Raw genomic sequence first — 15640 nt, 5'->3', positions numbered from 1 at the left:
AAAACGCCTTTATATCTGTTTGTGCGTCAGTGCGGCCACACCTTTATCGCCTTTCCCAAAGTTGTCCAGCCACTTGCCGGCGAAGGAGGCAAGGACCTGCTGGAACAACATTCCGACGATGACCGGAACGGCGACCGGTGGTGGAAAATAGGTGATGGCGATCACGGCACCGCCGCTGATATTACGCATTCCACTGTTGAACGTGAGCGACAGGACACTGCCACGCTCCACCCGCAGCAGCCGACCGGTCCAAAACCCGAGCACATAGGACAACGCAGCCAGACACAGGACCGTCACTCCAGTCCAAAGCAGCGTTTGATCAATCACTCTCAAATAAGGAGCGACCGCGGAGCTGTTGATCGTCACAACGAGACCGATCCCGATTTTCGTCAATGGCGCTAGGTTGGTTTCCATTTTGGACGTGAAAGAAGCCCTCCCCCACTGATTGACAGCCATTCCGGCCAGAGAAGGGATAACGATCATGAACAGAAGACCGACCATGATGTCGCCTATGTCCATCTGGACAGAGCCCCCGACCAACAGCTGCATAACCAAGGGTACTGTAAACGGAGCAAGAAGCGTATCAATCAGTATGATGGAGAGCGTCAGCACGACGTTTCCTTTATAGATGGAAACCCAGATCAAAGACGTAATCCCCGTAGGAATGACAAAGGACAGCACCAGCCCGATTGTCGTATAATCCTCCTTCCCGAACAATAAGCTTCCGACTCCAAGAGCAATTAAAGGCATGATGATATGTAATAAGACGATACATGCAACCAGTGCGACCGGATGTCTGAGTACTTTTTTCAAATCGGTAAAGTTCGATCCAAGGCTGCCGGCAAACGTCATGACCGCAAAGATCCACGGCACGAGGAAGACGAAGTTATCGAACCATTCCGCAAGCAGGACACCGATCACCACCGCGCTTGGCGTAATATAGGGCATCAGACGCTGTAAAACACGGTTGAAAGACACGATCATAGCAAAGACTCTCCCTTTTTTTCCTTCTATTATACCTTTTCAAACCACACAAAAACACGGTATCCCAGTGGCACCAAACGCCCGCTTCCTACATAAAATAACAAAAAGGCCCGACCCGTAAAGGATCAGACCCTTGCAAATAATTATTTTCCTCTGTTCATTTTATTCTGAATGCGACCTTGTGTCGCTTGATTCTGCGCACCAGGCTCTTCTCCATCAGGAAGCTCGTCGAACTGCTGTGACTGAATCAGACGGAAGATAAGCAAGACTTCTGCTTTTTCTACAATCTTACAGAAACGGCCCCACTTGTCGACATGCTTATACAAGTCAATGTCGTTTACCGCACTGAACAAAAGACGGCATTCAATCGGCTCGTTGTAATATTCAAACGTAAGACCGCCGGATACACAATGGTCGCCTCCCATGCCCTTCTTATCAACGAAGATTCTCTCTCCTGTGCTTGTAGACTTTTCACTGAAGAATTGAGTCGGGAAGTTCTCAATCTCCACTGTTTGGTTGCAGCTGAACGGAACTTCTACAGAGTAATCCTGCAGGTACCCGCTGCACTCTTCTACATACTGAATATTCTTGTGGATATAACCAGACACGAATACGTTGACGGAAGCTTCCGTAGCGATAGACGGGATCGCTTTACACTGAGTCAAGTACACGTTTCGGCGTACGTTTTTGATTTCACGTGCAGCCGTAGGAAGGGTAATTTCAGACTCAACAAGTGCCTGCAATTCCACATCACGAAGAACGACCGGCAGGAAGAATCCACCTCCGAAGCCTTCCGAATTACAGTTGACGCTTACTGTTTCCGCAATATCACACTCTGGATATTGCTTTGAACAGCTGTGTTTCCTTTCAGGGTAGAATTTCCCTTTCTTACCTCCAACCATGTCTCCTGGTTGACGCAGACCGTTTCCGCCGTATGGCTGACCTGCGGCATTTGCTCCGTTTGTACGGCTGCATCCACCAAGCCCGGACAGGCGGTTAGTTCTGAAAGATTGACTGTTTGGATCATAAATATACATCGCTTTCTCTCCTTGAAATAATATAAAGCCAAATTTATTGACTTATTATTATGTATGTCAGAGAGGCAGTGTTGGTATAGTCAAATGATGGACTTATAGTAATTTACATGGAAAATATAGAGAAATAGGCATTCTATCGTTAAAAGGGAATTATAGAAAAAATAAAAAGCACTTGCATATGCAAGTGCTTTTTATATCGAAGTGGAGCATAGCGGGCTCGAACCGCTGACCTCTACACTGCCAGTGTAGCGCTCTCCCAGCTGAGCTAATGCCCCGTATTTTGAAGACAATTAATATAATAGCACCTTCCTTCCCCACTTTCAATACTAATCTTTTCATTTATTTTAATTAGATAACGCTCTCATAGAAACATCCTCTTTACAACTCTTAATCCGATGCCGATACAAGAGAGAAGAAAGCACTGGGAGAACACAAAGAAAGTAATACGGGAGGGTACCAATGAAGAAGAAAAAGAAGAGCAAGAAGAAACAGCGTCCATCCATTTTCACAAAGACGATTCAGCGGCAGATTTTGATTCCTTTTCTTACGTTAATTGTCATCGCCGGCATTGTCGTCGGCATTGCCAGCTATTCCTTCAGCGTGGATAACACGACGGCAGAGCTCACAGACAATGTGGAAGAACAAATGAAGACGTTGAGTCAGTCCTTCGATATTTTCCTCGAAGCACAGGAAGATACGATCAATTACTATTCCGGCCAGGAGGAATTCTTAAATATAGAATCAGATCCTGATGCGGTCATAGAAGAGCTCAATGACATACGCGCCTCCAATGATATTGTCCAAAATGCGTATGTAGGTATGGAATCGGAAGGAACGACTGTGTCCGACGATGAACTGCAGCTCCCCGATGACTTCGATGCGCGCACACGCCCGTGGTATCAGGATGCCGTGGACAATGCCGGTTCTCTCGTCTGGACGGAACCGTACTTGGATGTAAATACGGAAGAGACCATTATGAGTGTCGCTAAAGCGGTGCAAAACGGTGACGAGCTCGTCGGCGTCTTTTCTATCGATATCAATATGAGCTCCCTCCTCCGTCTGATCGATGGCGTGAAAATCGCAGATTCCGGCTATGCTGCTATTTTTGCAGAAAACGGCATATTCATCTCCCACCCGCAGGAAGACCTTGTCGGAACGGATATTACAGAAAACAGCTTTTATACTTCTATTATGAATCAAAACAAACAGTCAGGCGTTATTTCTTATGAATATGAAGGAAAAGATAAGACACTCGGCTACTCAAAGAATGATATAACCGGATGGATCATAATCGGAACGGTTGATAAAGCGGATCTCGAACAGCAAAGTGCCGCCATCATTATTCCGATTGCCATTACAGTCCTGATCATTTTATTGTTGTCGATCATAGCCGCTACATTGATTACAAGAAGAATCCGCAAGCCGATTGTCCGACTGCAGTCACAAATGAAGGAAGTAGAAGAGGGCAACCTCACCATTGATCTTCGACAGAATCGAGAGGATGAGATCGGTCAATTGGCGGGATCCACTCATGAAATGAAAGAAGGAATCAGACAAATCATCCTCCAACTTCAAGGTGCGGTAGAATCTGTCCGCACACAAAGTTCCGGCTTGAGGCTGTCTGCAAACGAAGTACAGGAAGGTAGTGAGCAGATTGCATCTACGATGGAACAGCTGTCAGCAGGCGCGGAATCACAGGCCCACAGTTCTTCCAAACTATCAGAAATGATGGAAGCTTTCACCACGGAAATACGGGAGGCTTATGAGAATGGCAAGGGAATCTCGGAGTCCTCGGGAGCTGTTCTTCGCATGACGAACGAAGGCAGTGACATGATGCGTCATTCTGTCGATCAAATGCAGACAATAGACCGCATCGTCAAAGAATCTGTTGATAAGGTTCGGGGCTTAGACAGTCAATCCCAGCAGATTTCAAAACTTGTCCAAGTCATTCAGGATATCGCCAACCAGACGAACCTCCTTTCTCTGAATGCAGCTATTGAAGCAGCAAGAGCAGGGGAGCATGGGAAAGGATTCGCCGTCGTTGCTGATGAAGTCCGCAAGCTCGCCGAGCAGGTCTCTCATTCTGTCGAAGATATCACATCAATTGTCGATACGATCCAAACGGAATCCGGTGAGGTGGCCGCTACTCTTCAGAATGGTTACAAAGAGGTCGATCAAGGTACCACCCTGATGAAACAAACCGGGGAAACCTTTGATAAAATTCAGCATTCTGTCACAGATATGGTGGCGCGCACACGGGAAATTTCTGCAAAGCTCCAAAAGATCTCGGAAGACAGTTATGAAATGAATACATCGATTGAAGAAGTGGCTTCTGTTTCGGAAGAATCCGCCGCCGGTGTCGAACAGGTCACCGCAGCGGCCCAGCAGTCCAACAGTTCTGTGGAAGAAGTATCGAACAGCGCCGAAGACTTAGCAGAGCTATCGAATGTACTGAACGATCAAATAAAACGATTCAAAGTCGATTGAACCTCATAAGAAAAAGCCTCCCGGTCAATGGGAGGCTTTTCTTATGATAATAATGCTTTCGCACGCTGCTTAATAAGATTCTCCAGCAGCTTCCTGCCGTCTGCCGTGCCGATCGATTCCGGATGGAACTGGACGCCCTCTATAGGAAGAGCCTTATGACGGATTCCCATGATTTCTCCTTCCGCAGTCTTCGATGTGACTTCAAAATCCTCCGGCACTCCATCCTGCTTCACTATCAGCGAATGATAGCGCATCACTTCCATCGGATTATTCAATCCATCATAAATACCACGGCCGTCATGGTGGATGAGGGATGATTTCCCGTGCATTAAGCGGTCTGCACGAACCACCTTCCCACCGAACACCTGAGCAATTGACTGGTGACCGAGACAGACACCGAATATAGGAATGCTGTCCTTGAATGCAGCGATGACGTCCAGCGTCATCCCTGTTTCATCCGGAGAACAAGGTCCCGGCGAAAGGAAAATCAGATCAGGGTTACATTCTTTAATTTCACTCAAGTATACTTCATCGTTTCTTCTGACGATGATCTCCTCTCCCAAATCCCCTAAATACTGCACAAGGTTATAAGTGAAAGAATCATAATGGTCAATCATGTATATCACTCTGCTCCACTCCTCTCAGCTGTGCCGGCAGCGACTATTCGACCAGGTCACGGATGCCTTTAGTAAAGTTATCAAGAGCTTCATCTCTACGGCCGGCTTCTACGTGCTGCAACTCTTCTTCGATCAAACGGATGATTTTACTTCCGATAATGACTCCATCCGCATGATGACGCACAAGTTTCACGTGCTCGTTAGTGGAGATGCCGAAACCGACCGCAACCGGTACCTTGCTGTGTTCTCTCACTTTTTCAATGAAGGAGAGCGCTTCTCCGGACATGTCATTCCGTTCTCCTGTGACTCCAAGTGAAGAAACGCAGTACAAAAAGCCTTTTGCATTCTCTGCAATCTGCTTGATCCGTTGATCGGAGTTCGGAGCGACAAGGGAAATGAATTCAATGCCCCTCTCTTCAGCCATGCTCCGTACCTCTGCACTCTCCTCATATGGAAGGTCAGGAATGAGCACCCCTTCTACTCCGTTTGCTTCCAGCTTATCGAAGAAGTCTTTATGTCCAATCTGCAGAACAGGATTGTAGTAGGTGAAAATGACAACCGGTATTTCCACCCCGTTGTCCCGCAATGCCGGGACCAGTTCTATCGCTTTTCTCAAAGACATACCGCTCTTCAAAGCGCGCTTGGCGGCGCGCTGGATAGTCGGACCATCTGCAAGCGGGTCCGAATAAGGGACGCCAAGTTCAAGGATGTCCGCTCCTTCCGCTTGGAGTCTAAGAGCAAAGTCTATAGTGTATTGGGGGGCCGGATCACCTGCAACGATGAAAGGAATGAATAAGTCTTCTGTTTTCGTCAATTTACCTTGGAACGCTGTTTTCGTAAGCATGTCATACCTCCTCCTGGAAGTGTTCCATCAATGTCGCCATATCTTTGTCGCCCCGACCGGACAAATTAATGAGAATCGTTTCTTCCGGTTTCATCGACCCGGCTTCCTTGAACGCCTGGGCAAGTGCATGAGCACTTTCAATAGCCGGTATGATTCCTTCCGTTTGCGTCAACAATTTCAAGGCATCCAATGCTTCCTGATCCGTAATCGATTCGTAACGCACACGCTTCGTTTGGAAAAGATGTGCGTGTTCCGGTCCGATTCCGGGATAATCAAGTCCTGCGGAAATCGAATACGGCTCTGTAATCTGGCCATTCTCATCCTGCATCAAATAAGTAAGAGAACCATGGATGACGCCGGGCGTCCCTTTCGTCAATGTCGCCGCATGCTCTGGTGTCTCCACCCCTTTGCCTGCCGCTTCCACGCCGATCAACTCCGATTCATCTTCCAAGAAAGGATAAAACATACCCATAGCATTGCTTCCTCCGCCTACGCAGGCGTAAATACGGTCGGGCAGCTCCGGCTCCGCCTCAAGGAATTGTCGCTTCGATTCATCCCCAATAATACGCTGAAAATCACGGACCATCTTCGGATACGGATGAGGTCCCACGACAGAACCGATCAAATAAAAATGGTCCTCACAGTTGGCTACCCAGTATCGTATAGCTTCGTTCGTCGCATCTTTAAGCGTGCCGTTTCCGCTTGACACGGAAATGACTTCTGCGCCGAGCAGCTTCATTCTAAATACGTTAAGCTCCTGCCGGCGGATATCCTCTTCGCCCATGAACACTTTACACTCCAGACCGAACTTTGCCGCCACCGTTGCAGAGGCGACGCCATGCTGGCCAGCACCCGTTTCGGCGATGATTTTCTTCTTGCCCATACGCTTCGCCAACAGGGCCTGTCCGACGGCATTGTTCAACTTGTGGGCGCCGGTATGATTCAGGTCCTCCCGCTTCAGATACACTTTCGCCCCGCCGAGATGTTCCGTTATCTTATCTGCAAAGGTAAGGGAAGTAGGTCTGCCGGCGTATTCTTTTAATATATGATGATACTCCTCCATGAAGGATGAATCGTTCAATGCTTCATCTAATGCATCTTCCAACTCTTGAAGGGGACCCATCAGTGTTTCCGGAACATATTTCCCTCCGAAATCACCAAAACGGCCTTTTATATCAGGTAATACTTGCAACATTACGCTCCACCTCTTTCATGACTGCTTGAATCTTGCCGATATCTTTTGTTTCATTGGATTCGATACCACTGGACAGATCGATCCCATCCGGGTCGTAAGTAAGAAGCTCTGCCACGTTTTCCGGCCTTATTCCACCTGCAATAAGACAGGGAACGCCCTGCTCATAAGCAGCGCTCTGATAGGAAGGAACAGCTTCCCAATCGAATCGAACGCCGGTTCCGCCCGCTTGACCATCCACTTTAGAATCGATCACATACCCGTCGGCAACTCCTTGAAAAATCTCCATTTGGTTCATCCCGTTCTCTTGATGATGAATGACCTTCCAAACCGGAAGGCCGAATGCTTCTTTAATGCGCAGGAGCTGGGATACGGTTTCGTTTCCATGGAGCTGTATAACGTCAAGTGGAACAAAATGAAGAATCTGTTCCAGTTCCTCAAGTGTCGGTTCAATGAAAACCCCGACAAGCTTCTGCTTTGGCCGGATCTTCCTGATCCAGCGGGCGACGGCTTCCGGACGAACATACCTTTTCGTTCTTCTGACGAAAATGAAACCTAAATGCGTCGCTTCCGAGGAAGTAGTCTTGGCGACATCCGAGAGCGACCGGTTTCCACACAGTTTGACAATCGGCTCCTTCATCGGACATCTTCCCCTTCCATCAGCACTTGAACAGCCTTGCCTATGTCCTGCTGTCTCATCAACGATTCACCGACGAGGATTCCTTCTGCTCCGAAGCTGGATACGGCAAGTAAGTCGTCATGCGTGAAAATGCCGCTTTCCGAAACAAGAAGAGCTTCTGCCGGAGCAAGCTTCGCCATCCGCTCTGTCTGAGAAAGCTTCGTTTCAAACGTATGCAGATTCCTGTTGTTGATGCCGAGTATTTCAGGGGTGAACTGCTTCAACAATCCCTCCAGCGTTTCTTCCCCATGCACTTCCACTAGCACTTCCATTCCAAGTTCATATGCCTGCAGATAAAGTTCGTGCAGGGCCCGTGCTTCCATCGCTTCTCCAATCAGAAGGACCGCATCCGCTCCAATAGAAGCACTTTCTACGATTTGTATGGGATCGATGAGGAAGTCTTTCCTAAGTACGGGTACATCGACCACCTGTTTTATGGAAGATAAGTAATCCCGGTGCCCCTGGAAGAAATGCTGATCCGTCAAAACAGAAATCGCCTGGACTCCCGCTTGATTGTAATCATGCGCGATCTTCACAGGATTAAAGTCTTCACGAATAATCCCTTTCGACGGAGAAGCCTTTTTCACTTCTGCGATCAGTCCCGCTCTATAGGGGGAAGTTTTCAAGGATTCATGCAGAGAATATTTCCTGTATGTTTGTTCTTCCGGTAAATACATTTTTTCAATTTCCTGCTGTTTGACTGCCAAGATGGTTTCAAGCATATTGACGATTCTCCCTTTCCGTTACAATGGATTCAAAGTAATCTTTGGTCACTCCTGTTCGAAGAGCTTCTTCGACCTGCTTTACTCCTTCGTGAAGGTCATCAGCTTTTCCTGCCACGTACAGGCCGGCAGCCGCGTTCATTTTGACTATATCGACGGCGCTTTGGTTTGATTCTCCGTAGAAAATCTCTTTGATGATTGCTGCGCTTTCCGAGGGTTCGGATGCTTTAATATCGTCAAGGGATCCCCTTGATAACCCGAAGTCTTCCGGAGTGATCGTATATCGGGTGATAGACCCTTCGTTCAGTTCAACTATATCCGTCACGCCTGTTATCGTTATTTCATCCAGACCGTCTCTGCCCGTAGCAAGCAGCACTCGTTCGGATCCGAGCTCTTTCAGCGTTTCGGCCATCTTCTCTGCATAATCCGTGGAGTAAATGCCAATCAGCTGCCGTTTGGCATTGGCTGGATTTGACATAGGTCCGAGGAGGTTGAATATCGTCCGGAATCCAAGTTCCTGCCTCGCCGGGCCTGCATGTTTCATTGCCTGATGATACAATGGTGCGAAAAGGAAAGTCATTCCTTTATCCTGCAGAGCCTTCGCTCCTTCTGCCGGTGTTGTATCGATTGGAATACCAAGCATCTCCAGTACATCTGCGCTCCCGCTCTTGGAAGAAACTTTTCGGTTTCCGTGTTTGGCAACTTTGACACCCATACTTGCAAGCACGATCGATACGGCCGTGGAGATATTGAACGTAGATGCACCGTCCCCTCCGGTACCGCATGTGTCGATGATGGTGGAATCATGGACATCCAGCTTCGTCATGTTGGCACGCATCGCCCGGACGAATCCTGTCATTTCTTCCACTGTCTCCCCGCGGAAACGCATGATGCTTAAAAGACTCGTCAACTGGGCTGTCGTAACCTCGCCCTGCATGATACCGTTCATCGTTTCGAACGCCTGCTGCTCATCCATTACTTCCCCTGATACAACTCTATTTAATAGCTCTTTCATCTCATCTCCACTCCTTCTCCGCTCTTCTCAAAAACCTTCTCTGCTAATTGAATCGTCCGCTTCAAAGCACTCGCTTTGTTCAGCGTCTCCTGATACTCTGCTTCGGGATCGGAGTCAGCCACCACTCCTGCCCCTGCCTGGACGTATAGATCCCGTCCCATAAGCGTCATCGTCCGGATCGTTATACATGAATCGATGTTACCGTCGAACCCGAGGTATAAGATGCCGCCGCCGTATAGATTTCTCGGAGTCGGTTCGAGCTCCCGCAATATCTGCATAGCGCGGACTTTCGGAGCTCCGGATAACGTTCCTGCCGGAAAGGAAGAAATAAGGGCATCAATCGGTGATACATCCTCTTTCAGTTCACCAATCACTTTACTTATGATGTGCATCACTTTGGAGAAACGACCAATCGTCATATATTCACTGACCTGAACCGATCCGTATTCGGCTACTCGACCAATATCGTTTCTGGCCAGATCCACAAGCATCCGGTGCTCAGCCAGTTCCTTTTCATCCTTCATCAGCTCTTCTGCAAGGCGGTCATCTTCCTCCTTGGTCCGGCCCCTCTTCCTTGTTCCTGCTATGGGATGGATTTCAAGCTTCCTGTCTCTTACTTCAAGAAGGCGCTCCGGAGAGCTTCCGATGACTTCCACGCCGCCCATCTTCAAATAGAACATGTACGGGGATGGATTCACATTCCGAAGAACGCGGTACAGTTCAAATCCGCTCCTGTCCGTTACCGTGTGGAAGCGCTGGGAAAGTACAGTCTGGAAGACATCACCCGCCAGAATGTATTCTTTAATACGTTCCACGTCCGCTTTGAATTTGTCCGGTTCATAATTGCTGTCCCATTCCATCTCTTCTTCAGACTCCGCCTCTTCCTGCATCATCAAGTCCGGCAGACCAGGAGCCTTCGCCAAGCGGGATTGGACTTTCTCGATCCTTCCCAGTGTATCTTCATAGGCACTTGTCAGGTTCTCTTCACCGCCGCTTCCGAGCCTTGCAAAGGACAAGATCGTCGTCTGCTTCGTTTTGTGATGATAAGCGATTAAAGTCTGGCAGAACAGCAGATGATAATTCGCAAGACTTCCAGCTTCCTCGGCTCTTGGAACCGGTTCATAATCGGATATTGCGTCATAGCTGATATAGCCGACACCTCCTCCTTTAAAAGGGAGATCGCTATCTTCAGCCGGTTTCACCTGCAGATCCTCCAACACCTTTTCGTAAGCTGCTTTGAAAGAAGGCGCTTCTTCTTCCTGCTTCGTCTGGAAATCTGTAATATAGAACGTGCCGTCCATTTCTTTTAATTCAATCATTGGATCTAAGCCAATAAAAGAATAGTTCGACCAGGGTGATTCCGGATCCTGGCTCTCGAGCATATATACCGCTTCGTTATTTAAAGCGTGAAACATGTGGATAGGTGTTAACGTATCCGTGTAAAAGGATTTAGTAATTGGGATGGTGCGATACAGGGATGCATCGCTTTGAAATGCTTCAAAAGTAGTCAAAAAGGCTCACCTCTCCATAGTAGTATGGAGAATGAGACGTTGAGGGTGATAAAACGAGTGGGGGGTTGTCATTGAATACTTACTTACGGCCAGGCAATCGGTCAGCTCCTTCGTCCGACGATTCCTCGCTCTCTCGGCTCAGCTCACTCTAACCTCAACTCAACTCATTCTCATCTCAACTTGCTTATTAAGCTTTCTCACAGTCTATAAAATTCAGACTTCAAAGTCAACAGCGATGTTTCCATGATTTGTAGTAAACAATAAGAAGAAGCAGGAACCGCCGCTTTTCACGGATAGGTCTGCATAAATAGAAAAGAAAGAAAAAAATTGAACGGATGACAGGGTTCATTCGTCGTATAGGCAGATAGGAAATGAGGGATGCCCATGGACCTTGAGAGAATAAGAGCTGCCCAAGGGGACAACAAAGCTTTAGCAGGGCTGCTGAAAGATCACTACAGCTTCTTGTTCAAATACGCCTGGAAGATGTGCGGGGAGGAACAACTGGCTTATGACATTACCCAGGAAACAATCATGAAAGCGATCCGAAAGCTCCATCAGTATAAAGGGAATGCCAGCTTCTCCACATGGCTGCTGCAAATTGCAACGCATACCTTCCTTGATATGAAAAAGAAGCACAAGAATACCCGGTTCCTTCATGAGCATGAAATCAATCATATCGAAGCTGCCAAAGTACCCGAAGAATGGTTCGAAACCCAAACGGCCATATGGAAGCTGGAAGAGAAGCATCGTATCCCCATCCTTCTGAAGCATTATTACGGTTACGAATATGAAGAAATCGCTAACCTGTTAAAACTGAAAACCGGCACGGTCAAATCACGTGTTCACTATGGCCTGGACCGTTTACGGAAGGAGCTTAATATCGATGAATGATAATAATAAGAAACGTCTGATTGAACAGCATCTTCACGAAACGAGCAAAAAAATCGATGACTATTTGGAAGTGGATGAACCTTCCTTTCATCAATTTGAAGCTTGGATAGAAGAACATTCCAGGCGTTGGTACCAGCGGTTATGGATAGAACTTGTATGTCTGTGGCTGGTGGCAGCCATCGGTCTTTCCGCCTTATCGTTCACGTTTATCATGTTCCCATCCTTGTTCCTTATCATCCAGATTATTGCTGTCGGGAGCATGTGTGTGTATGCCCTTCGTGAAAAGCGGCGAACGGTGGTGACATCATGAAACAATACGGGCCTGAAGATATCCCTTTATGGGGATTTCTGCTTCTTGGAACGGTCTTGCTTACCCAAAGCTCGATTCTTTTTATAAAAGCAAGGCGAATCGATAAAGCTCCGTGGTTCTGGGGGCTGATCGGCATCATTCAATTTCCGGTACCGAGCATTCTGTTTTTCATCCTGCGGCGCACGGTCTGGAGGGAGACGCGTTGAAAATCAATCTTGTATTCGCTTGTCTTTTACTGCAGATCGCAGGATACGTCTCCTTGTTCTTCCATCTATGGACGGGGCTGATTCTTATCGCATGCTCGTATGCAGGGTTGTTCACTATATTATTTTTACTTGCGCAGGAGCGTAAAAAGGAGGAACCATTTAATGATTATCGTGACTACTGATTTTGTACATGGGTATGATCTTACAGCTATGAAAGGATTCGTCCGGGGAAGCACCGTTCAGTCGAAGCATATCGGACGCGACATCCTTGCCGGGTTAAAGAACGTCGTCGGAGGAGAAATTAAAGACTATACAGCAATGATGGACGAAGCCCGTCAGCAGGCTATCGGGCGCATGATCAAACACGCAGAAGAAAAAGGTGCGGATGCGGTAATCGCCGTCCGCCTGGAAACTTCTACGGTTACAAACTCTGCTTCAGAAATAATGGCATATGGGACCGCTGTGACTCTTAAACCCAAAGAATAAGCTCAAGGAATACAAGAAACAACATTAGCCCCTGTCAACTCCCATTGAGTGGAGTACAGGGGCTTGATTTGTAGAATTCAGTATTTGGGTATAGACTATTAGCAATCCAAGAGAAGTTATAAAGGAGAGAGACGTATGAAACCAACTGCACTCATTACCGGTGCTTCCGGAGGAATCGGGTACGAACTCGCCCGCCTCTTTGCAAAGTCCGGGTACAACCTGATTGTCGTAGCAAGATCAGAGGCCAGGCTGGAAGCGTTAAAACAGGAATTGGACGGACATCCCGTCACCATAATTGTCCAGGATCTTTCCGAGCCAGGTGCTGCCCAACAGATTTATGACCGGGTAAAAGAACTCGGACTGACGATTACCGTGTTGGTCAACAATGCCGGGTTCGGTTTAAACGGAATATTTGATGAACTCCCCCTTGCCGATCAGCAGCAGATGCTGCAGGTCAATGTGAATGCTTTAACAGAACTGACTCACCTGTTCCTGCCTGAAATCAAAGCGGCGCGGTTCCGTTCGATACCGAAGGGGATCCTCAATGTAGCGAGCACAGCTGCATTCCAGCCAGGCCCTAGAATGGCCGTTTACTATGCGTCCAAAGCTTACGTACTATCCTTTTCCGAAGCTCTTGTCGAAGAGTGCAGAGATACAAGTGTGACAATCACAACTCTCTGTCCAGGTGCAACGGAGACAGAATTCTTCAAAAGGGCGAAAGCAGAGCATACGAAGCTCGTCTACAGCACTATGAAGCCGGAGACCGTTGCTAAATCCGGGTTTCTCGGCTTCGTAAAAGGGAAGCGCGTCGTCATTCCCGGAATGGCAAATCAAGGGATGGCCTACGCTTCAAAACTACTCCCCCGCTCTCTTGCCGCCAAACTGGCACACTATGTCGACCGTTAAGAGTATGCATCACAAATAGAGAGATTCCCCCGATAAACCTTTCGTCCTGAATCTTTTTTCTCTATAATAGAGATATTATGGAAATGAAAGGGATTAAAGGGGGATCTTATGAAGAAGTGGATCGTCGGGATATTGTCAGGGGTCGTCCTCATTGTCGGAGCGGCAGCCTACTACTTCGCAAGCCAGGAAGAAACGATGACGGCAGAAGAAATGGAGACGACCAGACAGTCTGCCGAACAGAACGTAACCGAGGAAGTCGAACAATTCGAGAAAGAAAAGAAGAATCCTTTCGGAGACGAAAAGGCCGGTGGTGATTTGACGGATTCCGATTACCAGCAGTACATCCACGCCATGTCTCACCAGAAGGTCAAAGCAGATAAGAAGTGGACGAACTACGTCATCCATCCCGAGCGGATCGACTGGCTGCTTCAACACACCGCCTCTTCTGAATTACAGCATGGGGACACATATAAAGAGATTTTGACGCGCTGGAAGAACGATGATTACTCCCATGCCGTCTCCGATCACAACACCATATGGAACCTTCAAAATGGTAATGTCGGAAAAGCGACAGGCCTGCTAACCGAACAAGAAGAAGTCCAATATATAGAAAAGCACCAGTAATAGATTGTCCCTGCACCAAGACAAAAAAAACGCCCGGACCGTGTGTCCGGGCGTTTCTTTGGTTCTACAATTCTTCTGCAGTCTTCCGGAAACCGGCGAAATTACGAAAACCCTGTCCTGTGTAATAAGAGGCAGAGCTTTCTGTTGCCAGCATCTCCATCCTCGTTTCAGGATAACACTCATGTGCTGTGCGCAACAACTGCTGCGCCACGCCGTTATTCCGATACTCTTCCTTAACGAGCAGCTCACAGATATAAAGGGTCATCGTGCCATCGGTAAGGCCGCGCAGGTAACCGATGACTTCCCCATCGGAAACGGCAACAAGCGCGGGCTCTGAATTCAGCCAGGAACACAGAGTCTCCTCGGCCCGATCCACAAGGACTTTCCAGTTTTCCTTTTCGTTCAACTGTTGAACGGCATCGATGTCGTGTTCTAGAAATGAGCGGACTTGAATGGAATTCATAAAATCCAACCTTTCTTCTTATAGGATGTTGATTCCCTTCTGCCGTCACCCAGTCATTGTAGATTCTATTTCTCTCCTACTTTATCTCTTTTTTAATTTTACCAGCCCTTTACATGCGCATTATCATAAGGGTTATGTTAAAATATTATCGGACTTTTTCGAATTATTCAAGGGGGATAAGACATGTTTAAGCGTTCCATCCTGATTATTTCTCTGCTTCTGCTTGCCGCCTGTTCTTCCCAAGACTTAGGTTTGCAGGATTTGGAGGAAGCACACCCGGACACATTCGCGGAACCTATCCAGGCTTTATCAGACAGTCAGAAGGAGCGACTGGGACTTCCGGATAAGCTGCCCTTTGACGTCTCTAATGTCCAGGCGAGTATAGATTCCAGCACCGTTACAATTGTATATGGATCAGAGAAAGAAACGGAAGCAGCCGTGCATACGATCTATGAGCCAGGTAACATCCTTCAGGAATCCGAGCTGCAGATACCTCTTAACAATGGAGCAGTAGCCGGTGTTCAAGAAAGAAACGATACCGTATTCGTCGAGTGGTATGAGTCCGACTCTGATGTCATATATCAAGTGGAATATAACGGAACAGGAGAGGACCGGACAGAACAAGCAATGAATATCGCAAATTCGATTTAAAAAAAACAGCCGCTG

19 protein-coding genes and 1 tRNA gene are annotated in these 15640 nt (G+C 47.6%); 9 read left to right on the top strand and 11 right to left on the bottom strand.

What is annotated here, in order from left to right; translation table 11 throughout:
- Nucleotides 1-9: 9 nt before the first annotated feature.
- The 3 genes from QRD89_RS04505 to QRD89_RS04495 form a co-directional block, all read right to left on the bottom strand.
- Nucleotides 10-984, bottom strand: coding sequence for a bile acid:sodium symporter family protein (locus QRD89_RS04505; protein WP_286096408.1), 975 nt, complete (start codon nt 982-984; stop codon nt 10-12).
- 143 nt (nt 985-1127) lie between these two features.
- Nucleotides 1128-2021: a CsxC family protein gene (locus QRD89_RS04500; protein WP_286096407.1), complete on the bottom strand. Its 894-nt coding sequence runs from the start codon at nt 2019-2021 to the stop codon at nt 1128-1130.
- 202 nt (nt 2022-2223) lie between these two features.
- Nucleotides 2224-2296: transfer RNA gene (locus tag QRD89_RS04495), tRNA-Ala, on the bottom strand.
- 184 nt (nt 2297-2480) lie between these two features.
- On the opposite strand from QRD89_RS04495, the gene QRD89_RS04490 reads away from it, so the two are divergent.
- The gene (locus QRD89_RS04490) at nt 2481-4508 is read left to right on the top strand and encodes a methyl-accepting chemotaxis protein (RefSeq protein ID WP_286096406.1); all 2028 of its coding nucleotides are present in this window, start codon (nt 2481-2483) and stop codon (nt 4506-4508) included.
- A gap of 41 nt (nt 4509-4549) precedes the next feature.
- Here QRD89_RS04490 and QRD89_RS04485 read toward each other — a convergent pair whose 3' ends face one another.
- The 7 genes from QRD89_RS04485 to trpE are packed head-to-tail and all read right to left on the bottom strand — an operon-like array spanning nt 4550 to nt 11088.
- Nucleotides 4550-5134, bottom strand: a complete 585-nt coding sequence (locus QRD89_RS04485) for an anthranilate synthase component II (RefSeq protein WP_286096405.1) — start codon at nt 5132-5134, stop codon at nt 4550-4552.
- Between the two features lie 34 nt (nt 5135-5168).
- Nucleotides 5169-5969, bottom strand: coding sequence for a tryptophan synthase subunit alpha (gene trpA, locus QRD89_RS04480; protein ID WP_062515321.1), 801 nt, complete (start codon nt 5967-5969; stop codon nt 5169-5171).
- 1 nt (nt 5970) lies between these two features.
- Nucleotides 5971-7164, bottom strand: a complete 1194-nt coding sequence (trpB, locus tag QRD89_RS04475) for a tryptophan synthase subunit beta (protein WP_008632670.1) — start codon at nt 7162-7164, stop codon at nt 5971-5973.
- Nucleotides 7145-7801, bottom strand: coding sequence for a phosphoribosylanthranilate isomerase (locus tag QRD89_RS04470; protein WP_026578609.1), 657 nt, complete (start codon nt 7799-7801; stop codon nt 7145-7147). Before QRD89_RS04470 ends, trpB begins: the two co-directional genes overlap by 20 nt.
- Complete coding sequence (trpC, locus tag QRD89_RS04465; RefSeq protein WP_008632673.1) at nt 7798-8562, bottom strand: indole-3-glycerol phosphate synthase TrpC; 765 nt, start codon at nt 8560-8562, stop codon at nt 7798-7800. The genes QRD89_RS04470 and trpC overlap by 4 nt, the downstream gene beginning before the upstream one ends.
- Nucleotides 8555-9577: an anthranilate phosphoribosyltransferase gene (gene trpD / locus QRD89_RS04460; protein ID WP_008632674.1), complete on the bottom strand. Its 1023-nt coding sequence runs from the start codon at nt 9575-9577 to the stop codon at nt 8555-8557. The genes trpC and trpD overlap by 8 nt, the downstream gene beginning before the upstream one ends.
- Nucleotides 9574-11088: an anthranilate synthase component I gene (trpE, locus tag QRD89_RS04455; protein WP_026578610.1), complete on the bottom strand. Its 1515-nt coding sequence runs from the start codon at nt 11086-11088 to the stop codon at nt 9574-9576. The genes trpD and trpE overlap by 4 nt, the downstream gene beginning before the upstream one ends.
- A gap of 384 nt (nt 11089-11472) precedes the next feature.
- Between trpE and QRD89_RS04450 the strand changes: the two genes are divergently transcribed.
- The 7 genes from QRD89_RS04450 (at nt 11473) to QRD89_RS04420 (ending at nt 14511) form a co-directional block, all read left to right on the top strand.
- Complete coding sequence (locus tag QRD89_RS04450; RefSeq protein ID WP_062515695.1) at nt 11473-11979, top strand: sigma-70 family RNA polymerase sigma factor; 507 nt, start codon at nt 11473-11475, stop codon at nt 11977-11979.
- Complete coding sequence (locus QRD89_RS04445; RefSeq protein ID WP_026578612.1) at nt 11972-12289, top strand: YxlC family protein; 318 nt, start codon at nt 11972-11974, stop codon at nt 12287-12289. Before QRD89_RS04450 ends, QRD89_RS04445 begins: the two co-directional genes overlap by 8 nt.
- Nucleotides 12286-12495, top strand: a complete 210-nt coding sequence (locus QRD89_RS04440; RefSeq protein WP_026578613.1) for a hypothetical protein — start codon at nt 12286-12288, stop codon at nt 12493-12495. Before QRD89_RS04445 ends, QRD89_RS04440 begins: the two co-directional genes overlap by 4 nt.
- Nucleotides 12492-12677, top strand: coding sequence for a hypothetical protein (locus QRD89_RS04435; RefSeq protein ID WP_008632679.1), 186 nt, complete (start codon nt 12492-12494; stop codon nt 12675-12677). The genes QRD89_RS04440 and QRD89_RS04435 overlap by 4 nt, the downstream gene beginning before the upstream one ends.
- Entirely contained in the window at nt 12658-12981 is a 324-nt protein-coding gene (locus QRD89_RS04430; RefSeq protein WP_008632680.1) for a YbjQ family protein, read from the top strand. Before QRD89_RS04435 ends, QRD89_RS04430 begins: the two co-directional genes overlap by 20 nt.
- 135 nt (nt 12982-13116) lie before the next feature.
- On the top strand, nt 13117-13887 hold the full coding sequence (locus tag QRD89_RS04425) for an SDR family NAD(P)-dependent oxidoreductase (protein ID WP_008632681.1): 771 nt from the start codon (nt 13117-13119) through the stop codon (nt 13885-13887).
- A 108-nt stretch (nt 13888-13995) separates the two neighbouring features.
- On the top strand, nt 13996-14511 hold the full coding sequence (locus QRD89_RS04420; RefSeq protein ID WP_286096404.1) for a DUF6241 domain-containing protein: 516 nt from the start codon (nt 13996-13998) through the stop codon (nt 14509-14511).
- Nucleotides 14512-14575: 64 nt separating this feature from the next.
- Here the strand turns inward: QRD89_RS04420 and QRD89_RS04415 are convergent, their stop codons facing one another.
- A complete protein-coding gene (locus tag QRD89_RS04415; protein ID WP_008632687.1) occupies nt 14576-14974 on the bottom strand; it encodes a GNAT family N-acetyltransferase in 399 nt (132 codons plus the stop codon).
- A 183-nt stretch (nt 14975-15157) separates the two neighbouring features.
- Between QRD89_RS04415 and QRD89_RS04410 the strand changes: the two genes are divergently transcribed.
- Nucleotides 15158-15625, top strand: a complete 468-nt coding sequence (locus tag QRD89_RS04410; protein WP_008632689.1) for a hypothetical protein — start codon at nt 15158-15160, stop codon at nt 15623-15625.
- Nucleotides 15626-15640: the final 15 nt, after the last annotated feature.

It is taken from the genome of Halobacillus sp. ACCC02827, from assembly GCF_030291935.1.
Taxonomy (GTDB): domain Bacteria; phylum Bacillota; class Bacilli; order Bacillales; family Halobacillaceae; genus Halobacillus.
This window is presented reverse-complemented; position numbering and strand designations above follow the sequence as displayed.

Excerpts from the sequence above, each read along its gene's own strand:
- QRD89_RS04505 (WP_286096408.1), bottom strand. The coding sequence starts at position 984 with ATGATCGTGTCTTTCAACCGTGTTTTACAGCGTCTGATGCCCTATATT.
- QRD89_RS04500 (WP_286096407.1), bottom strand. The coding sequence starts at position 2,021 with ATGTATATTTATGATCCAAACAGTCAATCTTTCAGAACTAACCGCCTG.
- QRD89_RS04490 (WP_286096406.1), top strand. The coding sequence starts at position 2,481 with ATGAAGAAGAAAAAGAAGAGCAAGAAGAAACAGCGTCCATCCATTTTC.
- trpA (WP_062515321.1), bottom strand. The coding sequence starts at position 5,969 with ATGCTTACGAAAACAGCGTTCCAAGGTAAATTGACGAAAACAGAAGAC.
- trpB (WP_008632670.1), bottom strand. The coding sequence starts at position 7,164 with ATGTTGCAAGTATTACCTGATATAAAAGGCCGTTTTGGTGATTTCGGA.
- QRD89_RS04470 (WP_026578609.1), bottom strand. The coding sequence starts at position 7,801 with ATGAAGGAGCCGATTGTCAAACTGTGTGGAAACCGGTCGCTCTCGGAT.
- trpC (WP_008632673.1), bottom strand. The coding sequence starts at position 8,562 with ATGCTTGAAACCATCTTGGCAGTCAAACAGCAGGAAATTGAAAAAATG.
- trpD (WP_008632674.1), bottom strand. The coding sequence starts at position 9,577 with ATGAAAGAGCTATTAAATAGAGTTGTATCAGGGGAAGTAATGGATGAG.
- QRD89_RS04450 (WP_062515695.1), top strand. The coding sequence starts at position 11,473 with ATGGACCTTGAGAGAATAAGAGCTGCCCAAGGGGACAACAAAGCTTTA.
- QRD89_RS04445 (WP_026578612.1), top strand. The coding sequence starts at position 11,972 with ATGAATGATAATAATAAGAAACGTCTGATTGAACAGCATCTTCACGAA.
- QRD89_RS04440 (WP_026578613.1), top strand. The coding sequence starts at position 12,286 with ATGAAACAATACGGGCCTGAAGATATCCCTTTATGGGGATTTCTGCTT.
- QRD89_RS04430 (WP_008632680.1), top strand. The coding sequence starts at position 12,658 with ATGATTATCGTGACTACTGATTTTGTACATGGGTATGATCTTACAGCT.
- QRD89_RS04425 (WP_008632681.1), top strand. The coding sequence starts at position 13,117 with ATGAAACCAACTGCACTCATTACCGGTGCTTCCGGAGGAATCGGGTAC.
- QRD89_RS04420 (WP_286096404.1), top strand. The coding sequence starts at position 13,996 with ATGAAGAAGTGGATCGTCGGGATATTGTCAGGGGTCGTCCTCATTGTC.
- QRD89_RS04415 (WP_008632687.1), bottom strand. The coding sequence starts at position 14,974 with ATGAATTCCATTCAAGTCCGCTCATTTCTAGAACACGACATCGATGCC.
- QRD89_RS04410 (WP_008632689.1), top strand. The coding sequence starts at position 15,158 with ATGTTTAAGCGTTCCATCCTGATTATTTCTCTGCTTCTGCTTGCCGCC.